Origin of the sequence: Sphingomonas sp. QA11, from assembly GCF_028473665.1 — a bacterium.
GTDB lineage: Bacteria > Pseudomonadota > Alphaproteobacteria > Sphingomonadales > Sphingomonadaceae > Sphingomonas > Sphingomonas phytovorans.
Window position 1 is genome coordinate 3,903,250 of the sequence record NZ_CP098774.1, and the last position, 16,689, is coordinate 3,919,938.

General features: G+C 62.8%; 17 protein-coding genes and 1 pseudogene. 13 read left to right on the plus strand and 5 right to left on the minus strand.

All coding sequences use genetic code 11. The features are described 5' to 3' along the window. Positions 1-51: 51 nt before the first annotated feature. Complete coding sequence (locus NDN01_RS17830; protein WP_272623083.1) at positions 52-534, minus strand: MarR family winged helix-turn-helix transcriptional regulator; 483 nt, start codon at positions 532-534, stop codon at positions 52-54. A gap of 94 nt (positions 535-628) precedes the next feature. On the opposite strand from NDN01_RS17830, the gene NDN01_RS17835 reads away from it, so the two are divergent. Next, positions 629-997, plus strand: coding sequence for an antibiotic biosynthesis monooxygenase family protein (locus NDN01_RS17835; RefSeq protein WP_272623084.1), 369 nt, complete (start codon positions 629-631; stop codon positions 995-997). Positions 998-1,236: 239 nt separating this feature from the next. Here NDN01_RS17835 and NDN01_RS17840 read toward each other — a convergent pair whose 3' ends face one another. Further along, positions 1,237-2,148 (minus strand): LysR family transcriptional regulator, encoded by a 912-nt coding sequence (locus tag NDN01_RS17840; RefSeq protein WP_272623085.1) that lies wholly within the window; start codon positions 2,146-2,148, stop codon positions 1,237-1,239. Positions 2,149-2,253: 105 nt separating this feature from the next. On the opposite strand from NDN01_RS17840, the gene NDN01_RS17845 reads away from it, so the two are divergent. The 5 genes from NDN01_RS17845 to NDN01_RS17865 are packed head-to-tail and all read left to right on the plus strand — an operon-like array spanning position 2,254 to position 6,118. Continuing rightward, positions 2,254-3,627 carry an alpha/beta fold hydrolase gene (locus tag NDN01_RS17845; RefSeq protein WP_272623086.1) on the plus strand — a complete coding sequence of 458 codons (1,374 nt, stop codon included), beginning with the start codon at positions 2,254-2,256 and terminating at the stop codon, positions 3,625-3,627. A 30-nt stretch (positions 3,628-3,657) separates the two neighbouring features. Next, positions 3,658-4,269 carry a hydrolase gene (locus NDN01_RS17850; RefSeq protein WP_272623087.1) on the plus strand — a complete coding sequence of 204 codons (612 nt, stop codon included), beginning with the start codon at positions 3,658-3,660 and terminating at the stop codon, positions 4,267-4,269. Between the two features lie 2 nt (positions 4,270-4,271). Next, a complete protein-coding gene (locus NDN01_RS17855; RefSeq protein ID WP_272623088.1) occupies positions 4,272-5,084 on the plus strand; it encodes an alpha/beta hydrolase in 813 nt (270 codons plus the stop codon). 25 nt (positions 5,085-5,109) lie between these two features. Then, positions 5,110-5,292 carry a hypothetical protein gene (locus NDN01_RS17860; RefSeq protein WP_272623089.1) on the plus strand — a complete coding sequence of 61 codons (183 nt, stop codon included), beginning with the start codon at positions 5,110-5,112 and terminating at the stop codon, positions 5,290-5,292. A 34-nt stretch (positions 5,293-5,326) separates the two neighbouring features. After that, positions 5,327-6,118: an SDR family NAD(P)-dependent oxidoreductase gene (locus NDN01_RS17865; protein ID WP_272623090.1), complete on the plus strand. Its 792-nt coding sequence runs from the start codon at positions 5,327-5,329 to the stop codon at positions 6,116-6,118. Positions 6,119-6,949: 831 nt separating this feature from the next. Here NDN01_RS17865 and NDN01_RS17870 read toward each other — a convergent pair. The 3 genes and pseudogenes from NDN01_RS17870 to NDN01_RS25995 form a co-directional block, all read right to left on the minus strand. Beyond that, positions 6,950-7,630: a DUF1772 domain-containing protein gene (locus NDN01_RS17870; protein WP_272623091.1), complete on the minus strand. Its 681-nt coding sequence runs from the start codon at positions 7,628-7,630 to the stop codon at positions 6,950-6,952. Between the two features lie 72 nt (positions 7,631-7,702). Next, complete coding sequence (locus NDN01_RS17875; RefSeq protein WP_272623092.1) at positions 7,703-9,040, minus strand: transposase; 1,338 nt, start codon at positions 9,038-9,040, stop codon at positions 7,703-7,705. Between the two features lie 169 nt (positions 9,041-9,209). Next, positions 9,210-9,455: pseudogene (locus tag NDN01_RS25995) on the minus strand (catalase); the annotation flags it as partial. Positions 9,456-9,718: 263 nt separating this feature from the next. On the opposite strand from NDN01_RS25995, the gene NDN01_RS17885 reads away from it, so the two are divergent. From NDN01_RS17885 to NDN01_RS17915, 7 genes are all read left to right on the plus strand, one after another. Then, positions 9,719-10,456 (plus strand): Crp/Fnr family transcriptional regulator, encoded by a 738-nt coding sequence (locus NDN01_RS17885; RefSeq protein WP_272623093.1) that lies wholly within the window; start codon positions 9,719-9,721, stop codon positions 10,454-10,456. Then, positions 10,443-10,631 (plus strand): hypothetical protein, encoded by a 189-nt coding sequence (locus tag NDN01_RS17890; RefSeq protein WP_336298307.1) that lies wholly within the window; start codon positions 10,443-10,445, stop codon positions 10,629-10,631. Before NDN01_RS17885 ends, NDN01_RS17890 begins: the two co-directional genes overlap by 14 nt. A gap of 115 nt (positions 10,632-10,746) precedes the next feature. Beyond that, the gene (gene gntA / locus NDN01_RS17895) at positions 10,747-11,448 is read left to right on the plus strand and encodes a guanitoxin biosynthesis heme-dependent pre-guanitoxin N-hydroxylase GntA (RefSeq protein WP_272623094.1); all 702 of its coding nucleotides are present in this window, start codon (positions 10,747-10,749) and stop codon (positions 11,446-11,448) included. Then, positions 11,445-12,056, plus strand: a complete 612-nt coding sequence (locus NDN01_RS17900) for an urea carboxylase-associated family protein (RefSeq protein ID WP_272623095.1) — start codon at positions 11,445-11,447, stop codon at positions 12,054-12,056. Before gntA ends, NDN01_RS17900 begins: the two co-directional genes overlap by 4 nt. After that, positions 12,049-14,829 carry a cyanophycin synthetase gene (gene cphA, locus NDN01_RS17905; RefSeq protein ID WP_272623096.1) on the plus strand — a complete coding sequence of 927 codons (2,781 nt, stop codon included), beginning with the start codon at positions 12,049-12,051 and terminating at the stop codon, positions 14,827-14,829. Before NDN01_RS17900 ends, cphA begins: the two co-directional genes overlap by 8 nt. Beyond that, complete coding sequence (locus tag NDN01_RS17910; protein WP_272623097.1) at positions 14,822-15,691, plus strand: isoaspartyl peptidase/L-asparaginase family protein; 870 nt, start codon at positions 14,822-14,824, stop codon at positions 15,689-15,691. The genes cphA and NDN01_RS17910 overlap by 8 nt, the downstream gene beginning before the upstream one ends. After that, complete coding sequence (locus NDN01_RS17915) at positions 15,684-16,481, plus strand: cyanophycinase (protein WP_272623098.1); 798 nt, start codon at positions 15,684-15,686, stop codon at positions 16,479-16,481. Before NDN01_RS17910 ends, NDN01_RS17915 begins: the two co-directional genes overlap by 8 nt. The last annotated feature ends 208 nt before the right edge of the window (positions 16,482-16,689 follow it).

Below are 16,689 nucleotides of genomic sequence, written 5' to 3' on the forward strand. Positions count from 1 at the left end.
ATGCTGTGACGAGTTCAAGTGTGTTTCTCACAGCCTGTCCCGTAACGCCCCTCAAGAGACATTCGCGTCGTCCACTTCCTCGCCTTGTTCGAGACGCCCGCGTAGCCCAGCCACGACGCGGCTAACCACAGCGATATCTTCAACCGAAAGCCCTTCGGTCAGGCGGTTCATCCAAGGAGTCTGAAGGTTCATCGCCGCGGTGAAGGCCTTGAGGCCCTTGTCGGTCATGACGACTAACTGGGCACGGCGATGGTGCGGGTTGGGCTCCAACGTCACAAGCCCGTCACGCTGGAGATCGTTGACGATCCGCTGCACGTTCTGCCGGTTGCCGCCGACGTCGCGAGCGAGCCACGCCACTGGCTGAGGCCGCCCGACGGCGCGGATCGCGCCAAGGATTTGCCAGCGGGCGCTGGTCAACCCGAGCCCCGCCACCAGGCGATCGCCCGAGGTCAGGATTAGGCTGTTGAGCCGGAACAGATCGAGAATGAGGGGCGTCATGGCCTCACCGGCTGGAGTCCGCTTGGGTTCGCGCATTTGTCACCATAGAATATAATTGACATCATGATGTCAATTAAGCATAAGGCGTCATTGTCAGATTGACAACATAATTCCAACCTGGAGATATGTCATGCCCATGCTTCGCCCGCTCGATCCGTCCTTCCCGATCGAACGCCAGCTCGCCGTCGAGGCCTCGCCCGTCGTGCTCATCAACCTATTCACGCTGGACGCGGCCGACGAGCCGGCGCTGCTCAAGGCGTGGGAGGACGACGCCCTGTTCATGAAGCAGCAGCCGGGGTTCATCTCGACCCAGCTTCACCGCGCGATCGGCGACAGCGTCGCCTACCTGAACTACGCCGTCTGGGAATCCACCGCCGCCTTCGCCGCCGCCTTCTCGCATCCGGAGTTCAGGTCGAAGCTCTCGGCTTATCCTTCGTCGGTCGTGGCCAGCCCGCACCTGTTCCAAAAGGTCGCGGTTTCCAACGTCTGCGTCGCCTGACAAAAGCGATCAATACCAAGCACGGAGATTCAAGGGACCGAATTGCACGGCGAACCGAATTTCAGAAGTTCAGCTTACCAGATCGGGGCGGCCGGGATCACGTTTCCATTACAGGCCTTCCGGACTTCCCAAAGGGTGGTGCGGACTAAACGGGTAGCGTCTGCGGGGTATCGCCGGGGATCAAGCAAGCTTCTAGCCACGCCGATGAACCCGCCGCGAGCGGCCACGCGCTAGCCGGACTATCTTCGAGAACGATCGTCCATGTGTTCCACTAGATAGTCCACGAATGCTCGGATGCGCGCAGGCATGTTGGCCCCGCCGACGAAGACTGCGTGGAAGACTTCCCGATCTCCGGGGTTGAAAGCCTCAAGCAGGGGTACCAGCCGCCCCTCCGCGATCGCGTCGCCGAGGCTGAAATCGCCTACGCGGGCGATGCCTACGCCGTCGAGCGCCAACTGGCACAGGGTTTCACCGCTGTTGGCTTCGATCGCGCCCAGTACCTTGAGGGCGTAGTCGACCCCATCTCGCCGGAACGGCCAGACCGGCTCGGCCCGGCGAAAACTGAAATTCAGACAATTGTGATTGTGCAAGTCCTCCGGCGTTTCCGGCACACCCCAGCGAGCCAGGTAGGCCGGCGAGGCGACGATGGTGCGACCATTCTCGCTGAGGCGACGCGCCGTGAGTGCGCTGTCGGCCAATGGGCCGCCACGTATCGCGACGTCTGCCTGCCCCGCGGCCACATCGACGATCCCGTCGCTGAGGTTGATGTCGACCAGGATGTTCGGATAGCGGCGCACGAACTCCCCCAGCAGAGGGACAATACAGAACCGCCCGTGCGAAACGGCGGCGCTGACCCGGATGCGACCGCGGGGAGAGCCCTGGTCGGCGATGGACTGCTCGGCTTCATCAAGGTCGGTCAGGATCCGGCGAGCCGCACTGAGATAGGCCTGGCCCTCGGCGGTCAGGGTCAGCGCGCGCGTGGTCCGCAATAGCAGGCGCACGCCCAGCCGCGCTTCGATGCGGTCGAGCGTGCGGCTGACGGCCGAGGGGGTCAGGGCCAGGGTGCGGCCCGCGGCTGAAAAGCTGCCGCCGGCGGCGACGGCGCAAAACACTTCCAGTTCGCGGGCCCGGTCTACGCTGCTGATCGTCATCTTTGCGTCCGATTCAAAAATATTTAGCCTCGTTACGGGCTAATCCAAGGAACGGTCTCCGTCTAGCTTTGCGTCATACGAATGGTGCCAACACAGGAGATCGCCGTGACCTTTGCCCGCTTCCTTCGCCCCATCGCCCTTGCGGGCGCCGCCCTCACCGTCCTGGCCAGTTCGGCCGTCTGCGCGGCGAGCGCCTTGCCGCGGGATTTTCCCAAGAGTTTCCATACCGAGGAGGTCGCGACCAACGGCACAACTCTTCACGTCCGGATCGGCGGGACCGGGCCCGCGGTCGTGCTGCTGCACGGCTATGGCGACACTGGCGACATGTGGTCGCCGCTGGCGGCCGACCTGGCGCGCGACCACACGGTGATCATCCCCGACCTGCGGGGGATGGGCCTGTCCGCCCGCGCCGGCAGCGGTTTCGAAAAAGCCAATGAGGCGGAGGACATCATCGGCGTCATGGACGCGATGCACGCACCGCGCGCCGATGTGGTGGCCCACGACATCGGTAATATGGTGGCCTACGCCTTGGCCGCCCGGCATCCAGACCGGGTGACCAAGCTGGTGCTGATGGACGCGCCGGTTCCCGGCGTCGGACCCTGGGACGAAATCCTGAAGAGCCCGCTGCTCTGGCATTTTCGGTTCGGCGGTCCGGACATGGAGCGCCTAGTCGCCGGGCGCGAGCGCATCTATCTCGACAGGTTCTGGAACGAGTTCTCGGCCGACCCAGCGAATTTCCCCGAGGCTGAACGCGTCCACTATGCCGAGCTCTACGCCGCGCCCGGGCGCATGCACGCCGGCTTTCGCCAGTTCGCCGCCTTCGATCAGGACGCCGTCGACAACCGGGCCTGGCTGGCGGCGCATGGCAAGCTGACCATGCCGGTCCTGGCGATCGGGGGTGAGAAATCGTTCGGCCCGACGATGGCCGTCGTCGCCCAGGCCGGCGCTGTGGATGTCGAGGAACGGGTCATCTCGAACGCCGGGCACTGGCTCATGGAGGAACAACCCGCGGCCACCGTGGCCGCGATCGACCAGTTCCTGAACGACCGTGCGGCGCCGGCCGCACGCGGTCACCTCGAACCGACGGCCCTGTCGCTGGACCAGACCCAGGCGATGCGCCAGTCCGGAGCGGGCGCCGGCACCTCGGGGCTGAGCGGGATCCGCACCGTGCTGCTCTATGGCGATCCCGCCAAGCCCGGGCCGTACATGCTAGAGATCCACGTGCCGCCCAACACCCGGATCGCCCCCCACACCCACCGCGACGACCGCTTCGCCAACGTGATCTCCGGGAGCTGGTACTTCGGCTATGGCGCCAAAGCGAATGACGCGGCGGTCAAGCCGCTGACCGCCGGTGGCCTTTACACCGAGCCGGGGGGCACCCCGCACTTCGCCTTCACGCGCGCTGATCCAGCCGTCGTCAGACTGACCGGTATGGGCCCCAGCGACACGGTCTATGTCGCCGCCACCCTGCCCCACTGATCATCCCCACCCGACCAAAAGGAGACTCTTATGACGTCCTTCGCTACCATTCGCGACCCGCAAACCGACCATCTGCTGACGCCGCAGAACGCGTCCCTGGTGATCATCGACTATCAGCCGGTTCAGGTCGGCTCGATCCAGTCGATGGAAAAGCGGACGCTGGTCGCCAACATCACCGCCGTCGCCAAGACCGCAAAACTTTTCGGCCTGCCGACAGTCATCGCCACGGTGAACGTAGCCACCGGGCGCAACCAGCCCACCATCCACCAGATCGCCGAGGTCTTTCCGGACATCACCCCTATCGATCGGACTTCTATCAACGCCTGGGAGGACAAGGACTTCGTAGCCGCGGTTCACGCCACGGGTCGCAAGAAGCTGATCATGGCCGCCCTCTGGACCGAAGTCTGCCTGGTTCACCCTGCGCTCGACGCCCTGCGGGAAGGCTTTGAGGTCTATCCGGTTGTCGATGCCGTAGGTGGCACATCCCGTGTGGCTCACGAGGCTGGGCTGTCGCGCCTGATCCAGGCCGGCGCCCAACCCACCAGTTGGGTGCAGCTGATCTGCGAGTTGCAGCGGGATTGGAACCGCGCCGACACCGTTCCGGGCTTTTCCGACATCCTGTTCACCGTTGAGGGGCATTGACCATGACGATCCAACCCATCAGCGACGCGGTCGCTGAGGCCAACGCGTCGACGAAACAGCCGGTCATCTTCATCCATGGCCTGTGGCTGAAGCCCAGTTCCTGGGACCGGTGGGCCGAACTGTTCGAGGCCGGCGGCTATGTGACGCTGGCGCCCGGCTGGCCAGCGGAGATGGGCGGCGCCGTGGCGCCCGAAACCATCGGCCAGGTCGCGGCTCACTTCGCCGGCGTCGCCGAGGCGCTCGACCGGACCCCGGCCCTCGTCGGCCATTCGTTCGGCGGGCTGATCGCCCAGATCCTGGCCGGACGCGGGCTCTCCGCCGCGACTGTCGCCATCGACCCAGCACCGTTCCGTGGCGTCCTCCCGCTGCCGATCTCGGCCCTTCGGTCCGCCTGGCCGGTCTTGCAAAACCCGGCGAACGTCAGCCGGGAGGTTGGCCTCACCCCTGAGCAGTTCCGCTACGCCTTCGGCAACGCAGTGCCTGAACCTGAGAGCGAGGCGCTATACCAAGCCTATCAGGTGCCGGCGCCTGGCCGGCCGATCTTCCAGGCGGCGGTCGCCAACCTCAATCCATGGACGGAGGCTCGCGTCGACACCGAGGCCACGCAACGTGGACCGTTGCTGCTGATCTCTGGGGAGCGCGACCACACCGTGCCACCGTCGGTGACCCGTGCCGCCTACGAACAGCAGAAACGCAATCGGCATGCAATCACCGAGTTCGTTCAACTTCCGGGGCGCGGCCACTCGCTGACGATCGACAGCGGCTGGCGGGAAGTGGCGGAGACAGCTCTGGGGTTCGTGAAACGCTTTCCTTAGTGACACTTCACGAGTCTTAGGCTGAATGCCCGACCATCTCGTAGATCTCGCATCCGGGCAACGTTGCGCTCATTCAGGCGCAGATTCCAATCGGCGCTTCGGCAGGTCTGCTGAAATCACCGCTACCGCGCTGCATCTCGCCTCGCTCGAGGCAGCTTTCATTGTCGGCACGGAAATCGTCGCCGACGGCGGCATGAGCGAGCTTTGAACGTAACCAACTCGAACGCATCAGGAGAGACATCATGAACCTCGAACTCAACGACAAACTGGCCCTCGTCACCGGCAGCACCGCTGGCATCGGCCACGCAATCGCAGCGGCTCTCGTTCGCGAGGGCGCTCATGTCATCGTCAACGGCCGGACACAGGATGCGGTCGATCGTGCGGTCGCTGAACTTGCCGTGATCGGGAGCGGCGTCGTCGAGGGATTTGCGGGCGATCTCGGAACAGAGGACGCCGCCGAGGCGATCGCGAAACGTTTCCCGAACATCGAGATCCTGGTCAACAACCTCGGCATCTTCGAACCCAAGCCGTTCGAAGAGATTCCGGACGCCGACTGGCGGCACTTCTTCGACGTCAACGTCCTCTCCGGCGTTCGTCTCGCTCGCCTGTACCTTCCGTCGATGCGGCAGCGCAACTGGGGCCGCATCATCTTCATTTCGAGCGAGAGCGGACTGCATATCCCGCAGGAAATGGTGCATTACGGCGTGACCAAGGCGGCGCAGATCGCCGCGGCGCGCGGCATCGCCGAATCCGTCGCCGGCACCGCGATCACGGTCAACAGCGTATTGCCGGGCCCGACCAAGTCGCGGGGCATCGTCGATTTCGTCGGCGCGCTGCCAGGGTCGGGAGGGAAATCCTTCGCGCAGTTCGAGACCGAGTTCTTCGAGACAGTCCGGCCGACGTCGCTGATCAAACGCTTCGCGCAGCCCGAGGAAATCGCCGCCATGGTCGCCTATGTGGCGAGCCCATTGTCCTCGGCCACCAATGGAGCGGCACTGCGGGTCGATGGCGGCGTGGTGAAAAGCGCGTTCTAACCGATAGGTCCAACTTCTCTGTAGATCAGGGCCAAGGGCTTTCAACGCGGAGCGAGTTCTTAAGTAAGTTTACGCTGAAGAGTCAGCTTCGACCGCGCTAACTGGGTCCTGATCTGCACGGGCTTCTCACCGCAAATCGTGTCTATGTCGCACTATGCCTATTTTATCATGATTTGACGGTCTCCCTCAGAAGGGGTCTGCCGAGAAGAAGGCTCGATCGCTGGGGAGGGTTTTCCCATAGGCGCTAACTTAACGCGCCTGCCCACCGGTGGCGTGTGCGGTCGTAACAATTGCCGGTAGCACTCGATCATGTTGGGCCGTTCAGCCGATCAACGTATCGTCCTAAAACTCGCCATCCCACCGGGATACTCTGTACCATTTTTCCGTATAGAGCAGCTCGTTTCGGAGAAACGCAAATGTGACACAATTAAGTGGAATTATTCTGTGCATGTCGGTGATGATGCTCATAGCTTTTATGCTTCAGGTAGGTTCAGCCGGCAACGCCGCGCCAGGCACATCCGTGCCAACAGACCAGACAAAATTTTCAGCGCTCGCTTCGCTGACAGGTCAGGCGTGTCCGTCAAGCGGCGCTTCGGAGGAGATAGTTGTTTGTGGCCGAGCCGATCATCACGGCCAGCGTCTTGAACGACTTGATCCACGGTTTGAGCAGGGACCATCTGCCACGGGACTTTTTGAACACCATCTGTCGGACAGTACGACCCTGACCGGAGGCGGCCCGAAGGGCTCGGTAGGAGTCACCTTGAAGGTGGGATTCAAGTAGTCCCAATTTTCGATCCCGATCGAAAATGGCGGACCTTCGCGGTTCGTGGGTCAGAGGTTCAAGACGAACCAGATGACGAAGCCAGCGACGCCGAGGAGCGCGAGCGCGAGCAGCGCACGCACCAGCGGCGGATCCCTGCGCGGGATCTCCGCTGGCCAAGGCAGCGTCAACGCCCGCAGCGGCGCGACGAAGGCCGCGGTCGCGCCCGCGACACGAACCCAGTCTAGGGCGATCCAGCGCTGTGTCATCGCGATCGACTGCGCGTCGGTAATGGTGTCCTTCGGGGAACTGATGCCGTGATAGTAAAGCGCTGCGTTCATCGGCCAGAAGGCGACCACCGTCAGGATCAGCAGCAACAGGATGCCGACCGACGGTAGACAGAGCAGCCACCGATAACGCCAGGGTGTGCGCCATCCCGTGACCAGCGCGCCGAAACCCGCGACGAGCATTCCGGCAGACAGTGGGATGAAGAAGACGCCGGTATCGACTGGCCACGCCCTTCCATAGGGCATCATTGCTAGAGACGTGGGTGGATGAGCGCTCCATGCGCCAGCCAGCACAATCAGATCGAACAGCTTCGCTCCCAGCAGCGGGCCGCCCGACAGGACGGCCAGCCAGAGAAACGCGCGCGTTATGCCTTGCCTATCCGCCATGTCGCCCCGCATCCGTTGGATCGGCCAATAATCCGGGAGCGCGGCCGCAATAGCAATGCTTACCAATTCGCGTTTCACGATCGTTTACGGAACGGCAGCTATAGCCATCTTGGCTCGGTAACCTGTCTATCAGCAGTCCACTAATGCCGACTATAGGAGTGCCTTGCTCCGCCGACCGCTTAAATGGGTAAAGCGCGAAGCTGACTGAACTGCGATATTCGTTGCCGAGGTGGCTCGAACAGAGTCCTGGCGGCGTCCGCGAGACATTGACCGATCGGGGCCAGACGGGATCCTCCGAAAATTGCGACCAAGAGTACGCTCCTCAGGAGTTTTTGCATCCGCCACAACGACAGGTGTGAGCCCGGCGGTGCCGGCAACGCAGGGGGGAAAAGCGAGGCTGTCGGCGACAGCCTCGTCGATCAACGATCCGAAAATGAGATACGCAGCAAGCCATGAGCGAGCGAGTTGGCTGTCACGCGCCGGTAGCGCATCGATCCCGAGCCCGCTTTTAAGGCGCTTGAACGCCAGTTCGATCTGCCAGCGCAAGCGATAGGCCGCGATCACATGATCCGCAGGCATCTCTCGCGCGGGTACCGAGGTTAGTAACAGGAGAAAGTCCGCCGACGCTACCGTCAAAGGATTCGGATGCGCGCCCACCCGCTGCTTCCGTCTATGGTCAAACCATATCGCCTTGCGCGTCCGTTCTGACGCAGCCTCGTCTTTGCGCCGAATGATCAGACGGGCGCGAAACGTCGAGGCGCTGGACGTTTCTCGCTTGTGGCCGGAATAATCAACAAGCACCTCGTGTTCGGATATCTGCCCTGGCTGCATTCCAGCGTAATATGCACTCCAGTCCAGCCTTGCACCGTTCGGCGTCAGCAATCGGATCGTCGACCAGCCTATCCGCATGATGAAGTCCGCTCCCATCTCCCGCACATGTAGCAATCCCGGTGTGCGGGCGTATCCTCGGTCCGCCAGAACAAGATCGCCCTTCTCGAATGTGTGGCGTGACAGACTCTCTCCACCATGCGTATCGTTGATCTCAAGTTGGCTGAACCGCCCTTCGGCTGGATCATAGGTCGCGTGGAGCCGCCAGCTCGTGCCGCCCTTGCCTGACGAGCGGATCACGCTGCCATCGACGACCCGCAGCCGTCGCCCGGCCTGCCGGGTGCGAACATCATCGCCAAGCAACGATGCGGCGATATAGCTCAACCAGTCGTCTGCCCCTTTGAGGCGCTTCAACAGTCCGACATCCGACAAATCCGCAATACCGCATCCAGCGGCCCATGCCGCTGCAGACCGAAGGCTCATCCCCCCTGGCCCATAGGCCAGTGCCAATCGAAGCATGGTCGCGCCATCCCGAACGATCCGCCTGCGCTTCAACGCGCCGTAATCGCGTGCGCTTTGATCGAGATCCAGATTGGCCGGCAAACGCGACAGCAACTCACGCCATTCAATGTCGAGATGGGGATGGGTTTCGGAGTCCATCCTCCTCATGAATCACAGACTGAGTCTTGCCGTCCACCTCTAAGTTAGCGCCTATGGGAGGGTTTTCCCCTTGCAGGATCTGACACGGCGAAATGTTGATCAGAATCTCGTTCGAAAAGGTCCGACCGATTTAGGGCGGTACACTGCGCCCAACCTGAGGCGCATTCGCATAGCCGCGGGCATGGTCGACACGCTCCGGTATGCGCTCATGGTCGAAATGGAACATTTTCTCGCGAAAATAGAAGTCTTCGAGGAGTGTAGGGCCTCGAGCACCCTGTTTAAGGCTATTCTGATCGTCCGCGACCGGAATGCCTTGCGCTGTGGTGAGTGTGGCAACGTCGTCGCCAGCGACTTGATGCGCTCCGGTTCCGACGCGCTCGTCGAATACGGGGCTGTCAAAGATATCGGCTACCACTCGACTGGCCTCGGTTGCGCGTTTCGTCGGCACGCGCGATTTCGCCGCGCGGTGGGGTCTTTGCCATCACGAATTCTCACCTGTTTATGGTCTGACGGGCCAATCCGGGCCGTTGCCGACATGAGCGGCTCGTTCATCGATCGGTTTCCGCAATATCTTCACGATTCACATAGATCATGACGAATTACGGGACGGTGCGGGATCAGTAGCGGATCACGACGGTTTAGCCCAGGTCAACCTGGTCAGGGATTCTGCGCGTTCTAATGTTTATGGACCGACTTCTCATGCATCGTCGCGGTGTCGAACTGACGCAGGATGAGCATGCCCTCCTGGAAAACGCGATCAGCGAGGTGCGCACACTCAATGCGCGCTCGACCTTGATCGAGGCCGGCCAACGGGTCGATGTCAGCACTTATTTGATCGACGGGATCATGTCCCGCTTCATCGACGACAAGCATGGATTGCGACAGTTGGTCGCCGTGCATGTTTCGGGCGAGTTCGTCGATCTTCACGCCTATCCGATGCGCGAATTGGATCATTCGATCGGCGCCCTGACGACGGCGACAGTCGCTATCGTGCCGCATAGCGCACTCAGGGAGATTCTCGATCCGCGCCCCGACCTTGCCCGCAAGCTCTGGTTCTCGACGCTGATCGATGCTGCCATGCACCGCGCCTGGTTGTTCCGGGTCGGGCGGCTCGATGCGGTCGGCCGCGTGTCGCATTTTTTATGTGAGATCAATACGCGACTTCACGCGGTAGGGCTGTCGGATGGTCACCGCTTCGCGCTGGCGCTGACCCAGGCGGACATCGCCGAAATTTGCGGTCTGACGACCGTTCACACCAACCGCTCGTTTCGTCAACTGCGCGAGGCCGGGCTCTGTCAGATGCGCGGGTCGTTTGTCGAAATCACCGATCCAGTCGCGCTCGCTGCGCGGGGCGATTTTTCCCCGGACTATCTCTACCTCGCGGTTCCAAATCTTGGAGAACATGATGCCCGATAATTCAGCGACCGAGCCGTTTAGCGAACCCGGGGTTGCGACGGTTGAGGAAGGCTATGTGATACTTGATGGACCGGACGGAATTGCCATCACACTGACCGCTTGGGCCGCAGTGGAGACCGGGCGCAGCTTGGTCGCGGCTGGGGAGGAAGCCTTGCGTCAAGCCGGCATTCCTTGAATATCGGCGTGGCCACGGTCGATGCAGTGGTCCCGATTAACTTTAAGCAATATGATTTACCCGTTCCGGCCATGATTGGGCCGGAACGAGCTCCGGCGGCAGTGGTTTAGCGGCCATGACAAAATCCAGCTCGTTGTTCCCGTGGAAGTCGCCCGAAGAGAGCGCGCTGCCGCAAGCCCTTTTTGACCGTGTCGCTGACGCGGCGTTCCCCTGTGTTGGCGCCAAGGCGGCAATGGCGCGGGGTTCCTTGGAAGTGCTCGTTGCGCGTGATCTGCGCAGTGCGTGGGACGATGTGCGCATTCACGACCGGCTGATCCATTTCGCCGAGGAATCACGCCAGGACGAAGGCCTGTTCAACAGTCTCGCGGTCATGTTTGAAGGCCCCGACACGCTGTCGGAAAACGAATTCGAGCACCATTTGTGGAACCGCGTGCAGTCGCTGTCCGACAAGGATCTGTGGCGCGGTCAGGCATATGACGGCGCGGTCAGCAGCGACCCTGCCGACCCGCATTTTTCACTATCTTTCGGCGGCGAAGCATTCTTCGTCGTCGGCTTGCATCCGCGAGCGAACCGCCCGGCGCGGCGCTTTCCCTATCCTGTCATGGTGTTCAATCCGCACGCCCAGTTCGAGACGCTGCGAGCGCAAGGCAAATATGAAGGCATACGCGAGAAGATCATGGTTCGTGATGAAGCGTTGGCCGGATCGCGCAATCCGATGCTGGCGCGTCACGGCACGACGAGCGAGGCGCGACAATATTCGGGCCGTCATGTCAATTCCGACTGGAAATGCCCCTTTCAGTATAAGGGCGCACAATGAGCGAGATCCATGAGATCGCGGAGCGCAGTGGCACGGCGTTCCGGCTCGGCCGGGGTGATCGCCTTGTCGTCATCGATCCGCGCGGCGAGCAAGTCGCCGACCTGCTCGCGTTCGACGCCGATGATCCGACAGAGGCGATATCATCGGGCCGCACGCTCGACTATGCCGAAACCATTTATCTTACGACGGGTCACAAGCTCTATTCCAATAAATCGCGCGTGATGCTCGAGATCGTCGAAGATACGGTGGGCCGGCACGACTTTCTGCTGACGCCGTGTTCGGTCGATACTTTTGTGCATTTCTATCCCGACCTGCCCATACATCGCGGCTGTTTCGGGAACCTCGCTGCGGCGCTCGCCCCCTTCGGTATCACGCCCGATCGTATTCCGACCGCGTTCAATTGCTTCATGAATGTACCGGTCGATGGCGAAACCGGCAAATTGCGCGTGCTCCCACCGATCAGCAAGGCGGGCGACCACATCACATTTCGCGCCGAGCGCGATCTCATCATTGGGCTGACCGCCTGTTCAGCGCCAGATTCCAACGGGGGTTCCTTCAAGCCGATCCACTACCGCATCGACCTCATTGAAGGGATGAGTGATGGGTGATTTCCTGTTCGCGGCGCCGGCTACAATGAAGCCCGTCGATGCTAACATGGAACGACGAAACACGCTGACCATTCTGGAGCGCGCGATCTATCGCGGCCCCAACATCTTCAGCAGGCGACCGATGATCCGCATGCGGGTCGACCTCGGCACGCTCGAAGATCGCCCGACCGATACCTTGCCCGGGTTTAGCCAGGCACTGCTGGCGCTGCTGCCCGGGCTGCGACAGCATCATTGCAGCAGGGGCCAGCCCGGCGGCCTCGTAGAACGCCTCGCGGAAGGTACATGGCTCGGTCATGTCACCGAGCATGTCGCGCTGGAGTTGCAAAACCTCGCGGGCGCGCCGGTCACGCGCGGCAAGACGCGTTCAGTGGCCCGCCATCCCGGCGTCTATGACATTCTTTTCGACTATCGCGACGAGCAAGCCGGATTGCTCGCCGGACTCCACGCACTGCGGGTGGTGATGCGGTTGCTGCCGCCAGGCCTGTCGTCGCTCATCGGCGAGCAGGTGCTCGTGAAAGATGCACTCGACCATGGCGGCGATATCGATGCCATCGTCGCCGCGATCCGGAGCGCGCTGCGCAAAAGTGCTTATGGCCCGAGCACGCAGGCGATCGTCGATGCGGCGCGGCGGCGCGGCATTCCGGTCACCCGTCTCGACGAGCGCAGCCTGATCCAGCTTGGCTATGGCCGCCGCCAGCGCCGTGTCCGCGCGAGCCTCACCGGCCAGACCTCGCATGTCGCCGTCGAGTTGGCCGGCGACAAGCATCTGACCCGGCAGTTATTGCTCGGCGCAGGCGTACCCGCTCCCAAAGGCGTCGTCGCGCGGACCCTGGACGATGCACGCCGCGACGCGGCGCGGCTCGCTCGTCCCCTGGTGGTCAAGCCGCTGGACGCCAATCATGGGCGCGGCGTCACCCTCAACATCATTACCGACGCCGAATTGGCCGACGCCTTCACGGTGGCGCGTGCGCATTCCCCCCGCGTGATCGTCGAAGAACAACTCTCTGGCGACGATCATCGCTTCCTTGTCGTCGGCGGCAAGGTCATCGCGGCCGCGCGGCGGATGCCCGCCTCGGTAACTGGCGATGGCACCTCCGATATCAGCATGCTGGTAGCCCGAGAGAATCAGGACCCGCGCCGTGGCGTCGGCCACGACAATGTCCTCACTCGCCTCGTCATCGACCCGGCCGTCGAGCGCGTGCTCGCGGCGCAGGGTTTTGACGCTCAATCGGTGCCGGCACCAGGCGAGGTCGCTCGCCTTCGCGAGACCGCCAATCTGTCTACCGGCGGTACCGCCGAGGATTGCACAGACCAAGTGCATCCCGACACGATAGCTGTCGCCGAACAGGCCGCCGCGATCGTCGGACTCGATGTCGCGGGCATCGATTTGCTCTCGCCGGACATCTCCCGGCCTTTATCGGAGACTGGCGGCGGTATCATCGAGGTGAACGCGGCGCCCGGCCTGCGCATGCATCTGTCGCCGTCTTCGGGGCAGGCGCGCGACGTCGCCGGACCCATTGTCGATCTCCTTTTCCCACGCTCGCACAGGAGCCGCATTCCGGTGGTGGCCATTACGGGCACCAACGGCAAGTCGACCACGGCGCGGATGGTGGCTCGCATTCTGCGCGAACACGGCTGGACCGTCGGCCTTACCAACACCAGCGGCGTCTATATCGGCGACCGGCTCGTTCGCGCGGCTGACGCGAGCGGGCCGAAAAGCGCGCGCATGGTGCTGACGAACCCGACTGTCGATGCCGCCGTGCTGGAAACGGCGCGTGGCGGCATCCTGCGCGAAGGGCTCGGTTTCGATCGCTGCGATGTCGGTTGCGTGCTCAACGTCACCGAGGACCATATGGGTATCAAGGGGATCGACACCGTCGAAGATCTCGCCAACGTCAAGTCGGTAGTGATCGAAGCGGTCGCGCGGCGCGGCTTCAGTGTGCTCAATGCCGACGATCCGCTGACGGTGAAAATGGCGCGACGTGCACGCGGCCAGCTATGCTGGTTCTCGATGCGCGGTTGGCAGGAACTGGTCGAGGCGCATGTCGCCAGCGGCGGCATGGCCGTAATATTGGAGATATTGGACGATCGTCAGCATATCATGCTGTACCAAGGGAGCGTCAAAACACCTGTCATCGACGTGGCGGCCATTCCGGCGACCCTGAACGGCGCGGCCGCATTCAACACGGAGAACGCGCTGGCGGCGGTGGCGATCGGAGCCGCGCTTGGTGTCGGGCCAGAAACGATCGCGGCGGCCCTATCGGATTTCGCGACCAGTTTCGCGGACAATCCGGCACGCCTCAACATCGTCGATCGTCACGGCATAACCCTGATCGTCGACTATGCCCATAACCCGGCAGCGGTAGCGGCACTCGGGCGTTTTCTGGCGACGCTGCGACGCCCGGGACGGCGAATCATCGGCACGTTCAGCGTGCCCGGAGATCGCCGTGACGCGGACCTGATCGGCATGGGCGTGCTGGCTGCCTCGATCTTCGACGAATTGGTGTTCCGAGAGACGCCCGACGGCCGCGGCCGTCCACGCGGCGAGATCAATGCAATGATGACGCAGGGCGCGCTCGCCGGCGGCATGGCGGTCGAGCATGTCCACCGCATCGTCGAGGAAGGCGAGGCGACGCTCTACAGCATGCGGCTGGCCAGACCGGGCGATATCGTGGTGTTGAGCCCGACCCAGGTCAATCTAGTTTGGGGCCTCGTCTCCAGCTTCGTGCCGGACTTTGCAACCGACGCCGCGGCGGAGGTCGTTGGTGGCTGAGGCTCTTTGGTCGATTGCGATCCATGGCGGGGCGAGGACGATCGCGCCCGGCCGCCATCAGGCCAATCGCGACGGCTGTCTTGTAGCGGTCGGCGTCGGAGCCAAGATTTTACGCGACGGCGGCACCGCGCTTGACGCCGCCGAGCAGGCAGTTCGCACGCTTGAAAATGACCTGACGTTCAACGCCGGGAGCGGATCGGTGCCGACCAGCGCCGGTACCGTCGAGCTTGATGCCGCGATGATGGATGGTGCGACCCTCGATGTCGGCGCTGTCGCTGCCTTGAGCGGCGTTCGGCATCCAGTCAGCGTCGCGCGGTTGCTGCTGACCGATAGGCCGGTGCTTTTGGTTGGCGACGGCGCCCGCGCCTATGCGCTGGAACACGGTGTGGCATCATACGATGTTCCCGCCGCGGCCGAGCTCGAGCCGCAGCATGACACGGTCGGCTGCGTTGCGCTCGACCAAGGCGGCAACGTCGTCGCCGCGACCTCGACCGGCGGGTTGCTCGGACAGCTGCCCGGCAGGGTCGGCGATGCACCGATACTGGGCTGCGGATTCTATGCTGACAATCAGGCCGGCGCCGTTGCGATCTCCGGGGACGGGGAAAGCATCCTGCGCGTGCTGCTGGCAACACGAGTCGTCGACCAGCTCGGGCGAGGCTCGCCAACCGACGCCATAGAGTCCGCGCTGGCGCGACTTGGCAGGGTCGGCGGCGAAGCCGGGATCATTGCGCTCGATACTCGCGGTCGGATCGGGGTAGCGCATAACAGCGACCATTTCGCGGTCGGGATTGCGGCCAGTTGGCTGGCCAATCCCGTTGCCGCCGTGCTCCGCACCGAACTCCAGGATTATCTGAATGACTGATGCACCCGGCCCGATCATCGTCATCGGCGGCCATGAGGACAAGGACGGCGACCGTCTCATCCTCAAGGAGGTCGCGGCGCGGATCGGCAAGGGCAAGCTGGTCATTGCGACCGTCGCCAGTCATGAGCCCGAGGGCTATTTCGATGCCTATCAGAAGGCGTTCGGTGCGCTTGGCGTGACGAACCTTGTCGAGCTGTATGTCAACGAGCGCGACGAGACTCGCTCGACCGCGACGCGGGAAATCCTGGCCGACGCAGCTGGCGTGTTTTTCACGGGCGGCGACCAACTGCGTATTTCCAGCCAAATTGGCGACACGCCGGTCGAGGAGATGGTGCGCGAGATTCATCGTCGCGGCGGCCTGGTTGCAGGTACGTCGGCAGGAGCATCGGTGATGAGCGAAACCATGCTGGTGCGCGGCTCCAGTGGCGAATCGCACCGCATCGGCGACCTCAACATGGCACCCGGCCTCGGCCTTATCCCCGCCGTCATCATCGACCAGCATTTCGCGGAACGCGGACGGATCGGGCGGTTGCTTGGCGCGATCGCGCAAAACCCGCGGGTGCTCGGTATCGGCATTGACGAGGACACCGCAATCATCGTCCACAAGGAAAGCTTCAAGGTGGTTGGAGCAGGCGCGGTGTATGTCGTCGACGGGGCGGACGTGACGCATTCGAACGTCGCCGAAGCGCGACGCGCAGAATCGCTATCGATCTTCGGCGTCCGGCTGCATGTCATCGCCAATGATGATTGTTTCGATTTGACCACGCGGCGGCCACATGTCGCGGGTTGACGCGAGATGGTCTCCCCGACTGGCCAAGGGATAAGTCGGACCGCCGTCGTGCGTGAAGGAAGACGTGACGAGCGCTGAGACCGATATCCTGTGGTTGTGGACTTGGCCCTGGCAGGTGGCGAAAACGAATATGGCGATTGCAGAGCTTTGCAACAGCGTGCCCACTGTCATCGCCGCTCGGATGCCGACCATCGAAGCGGCCGTAGGC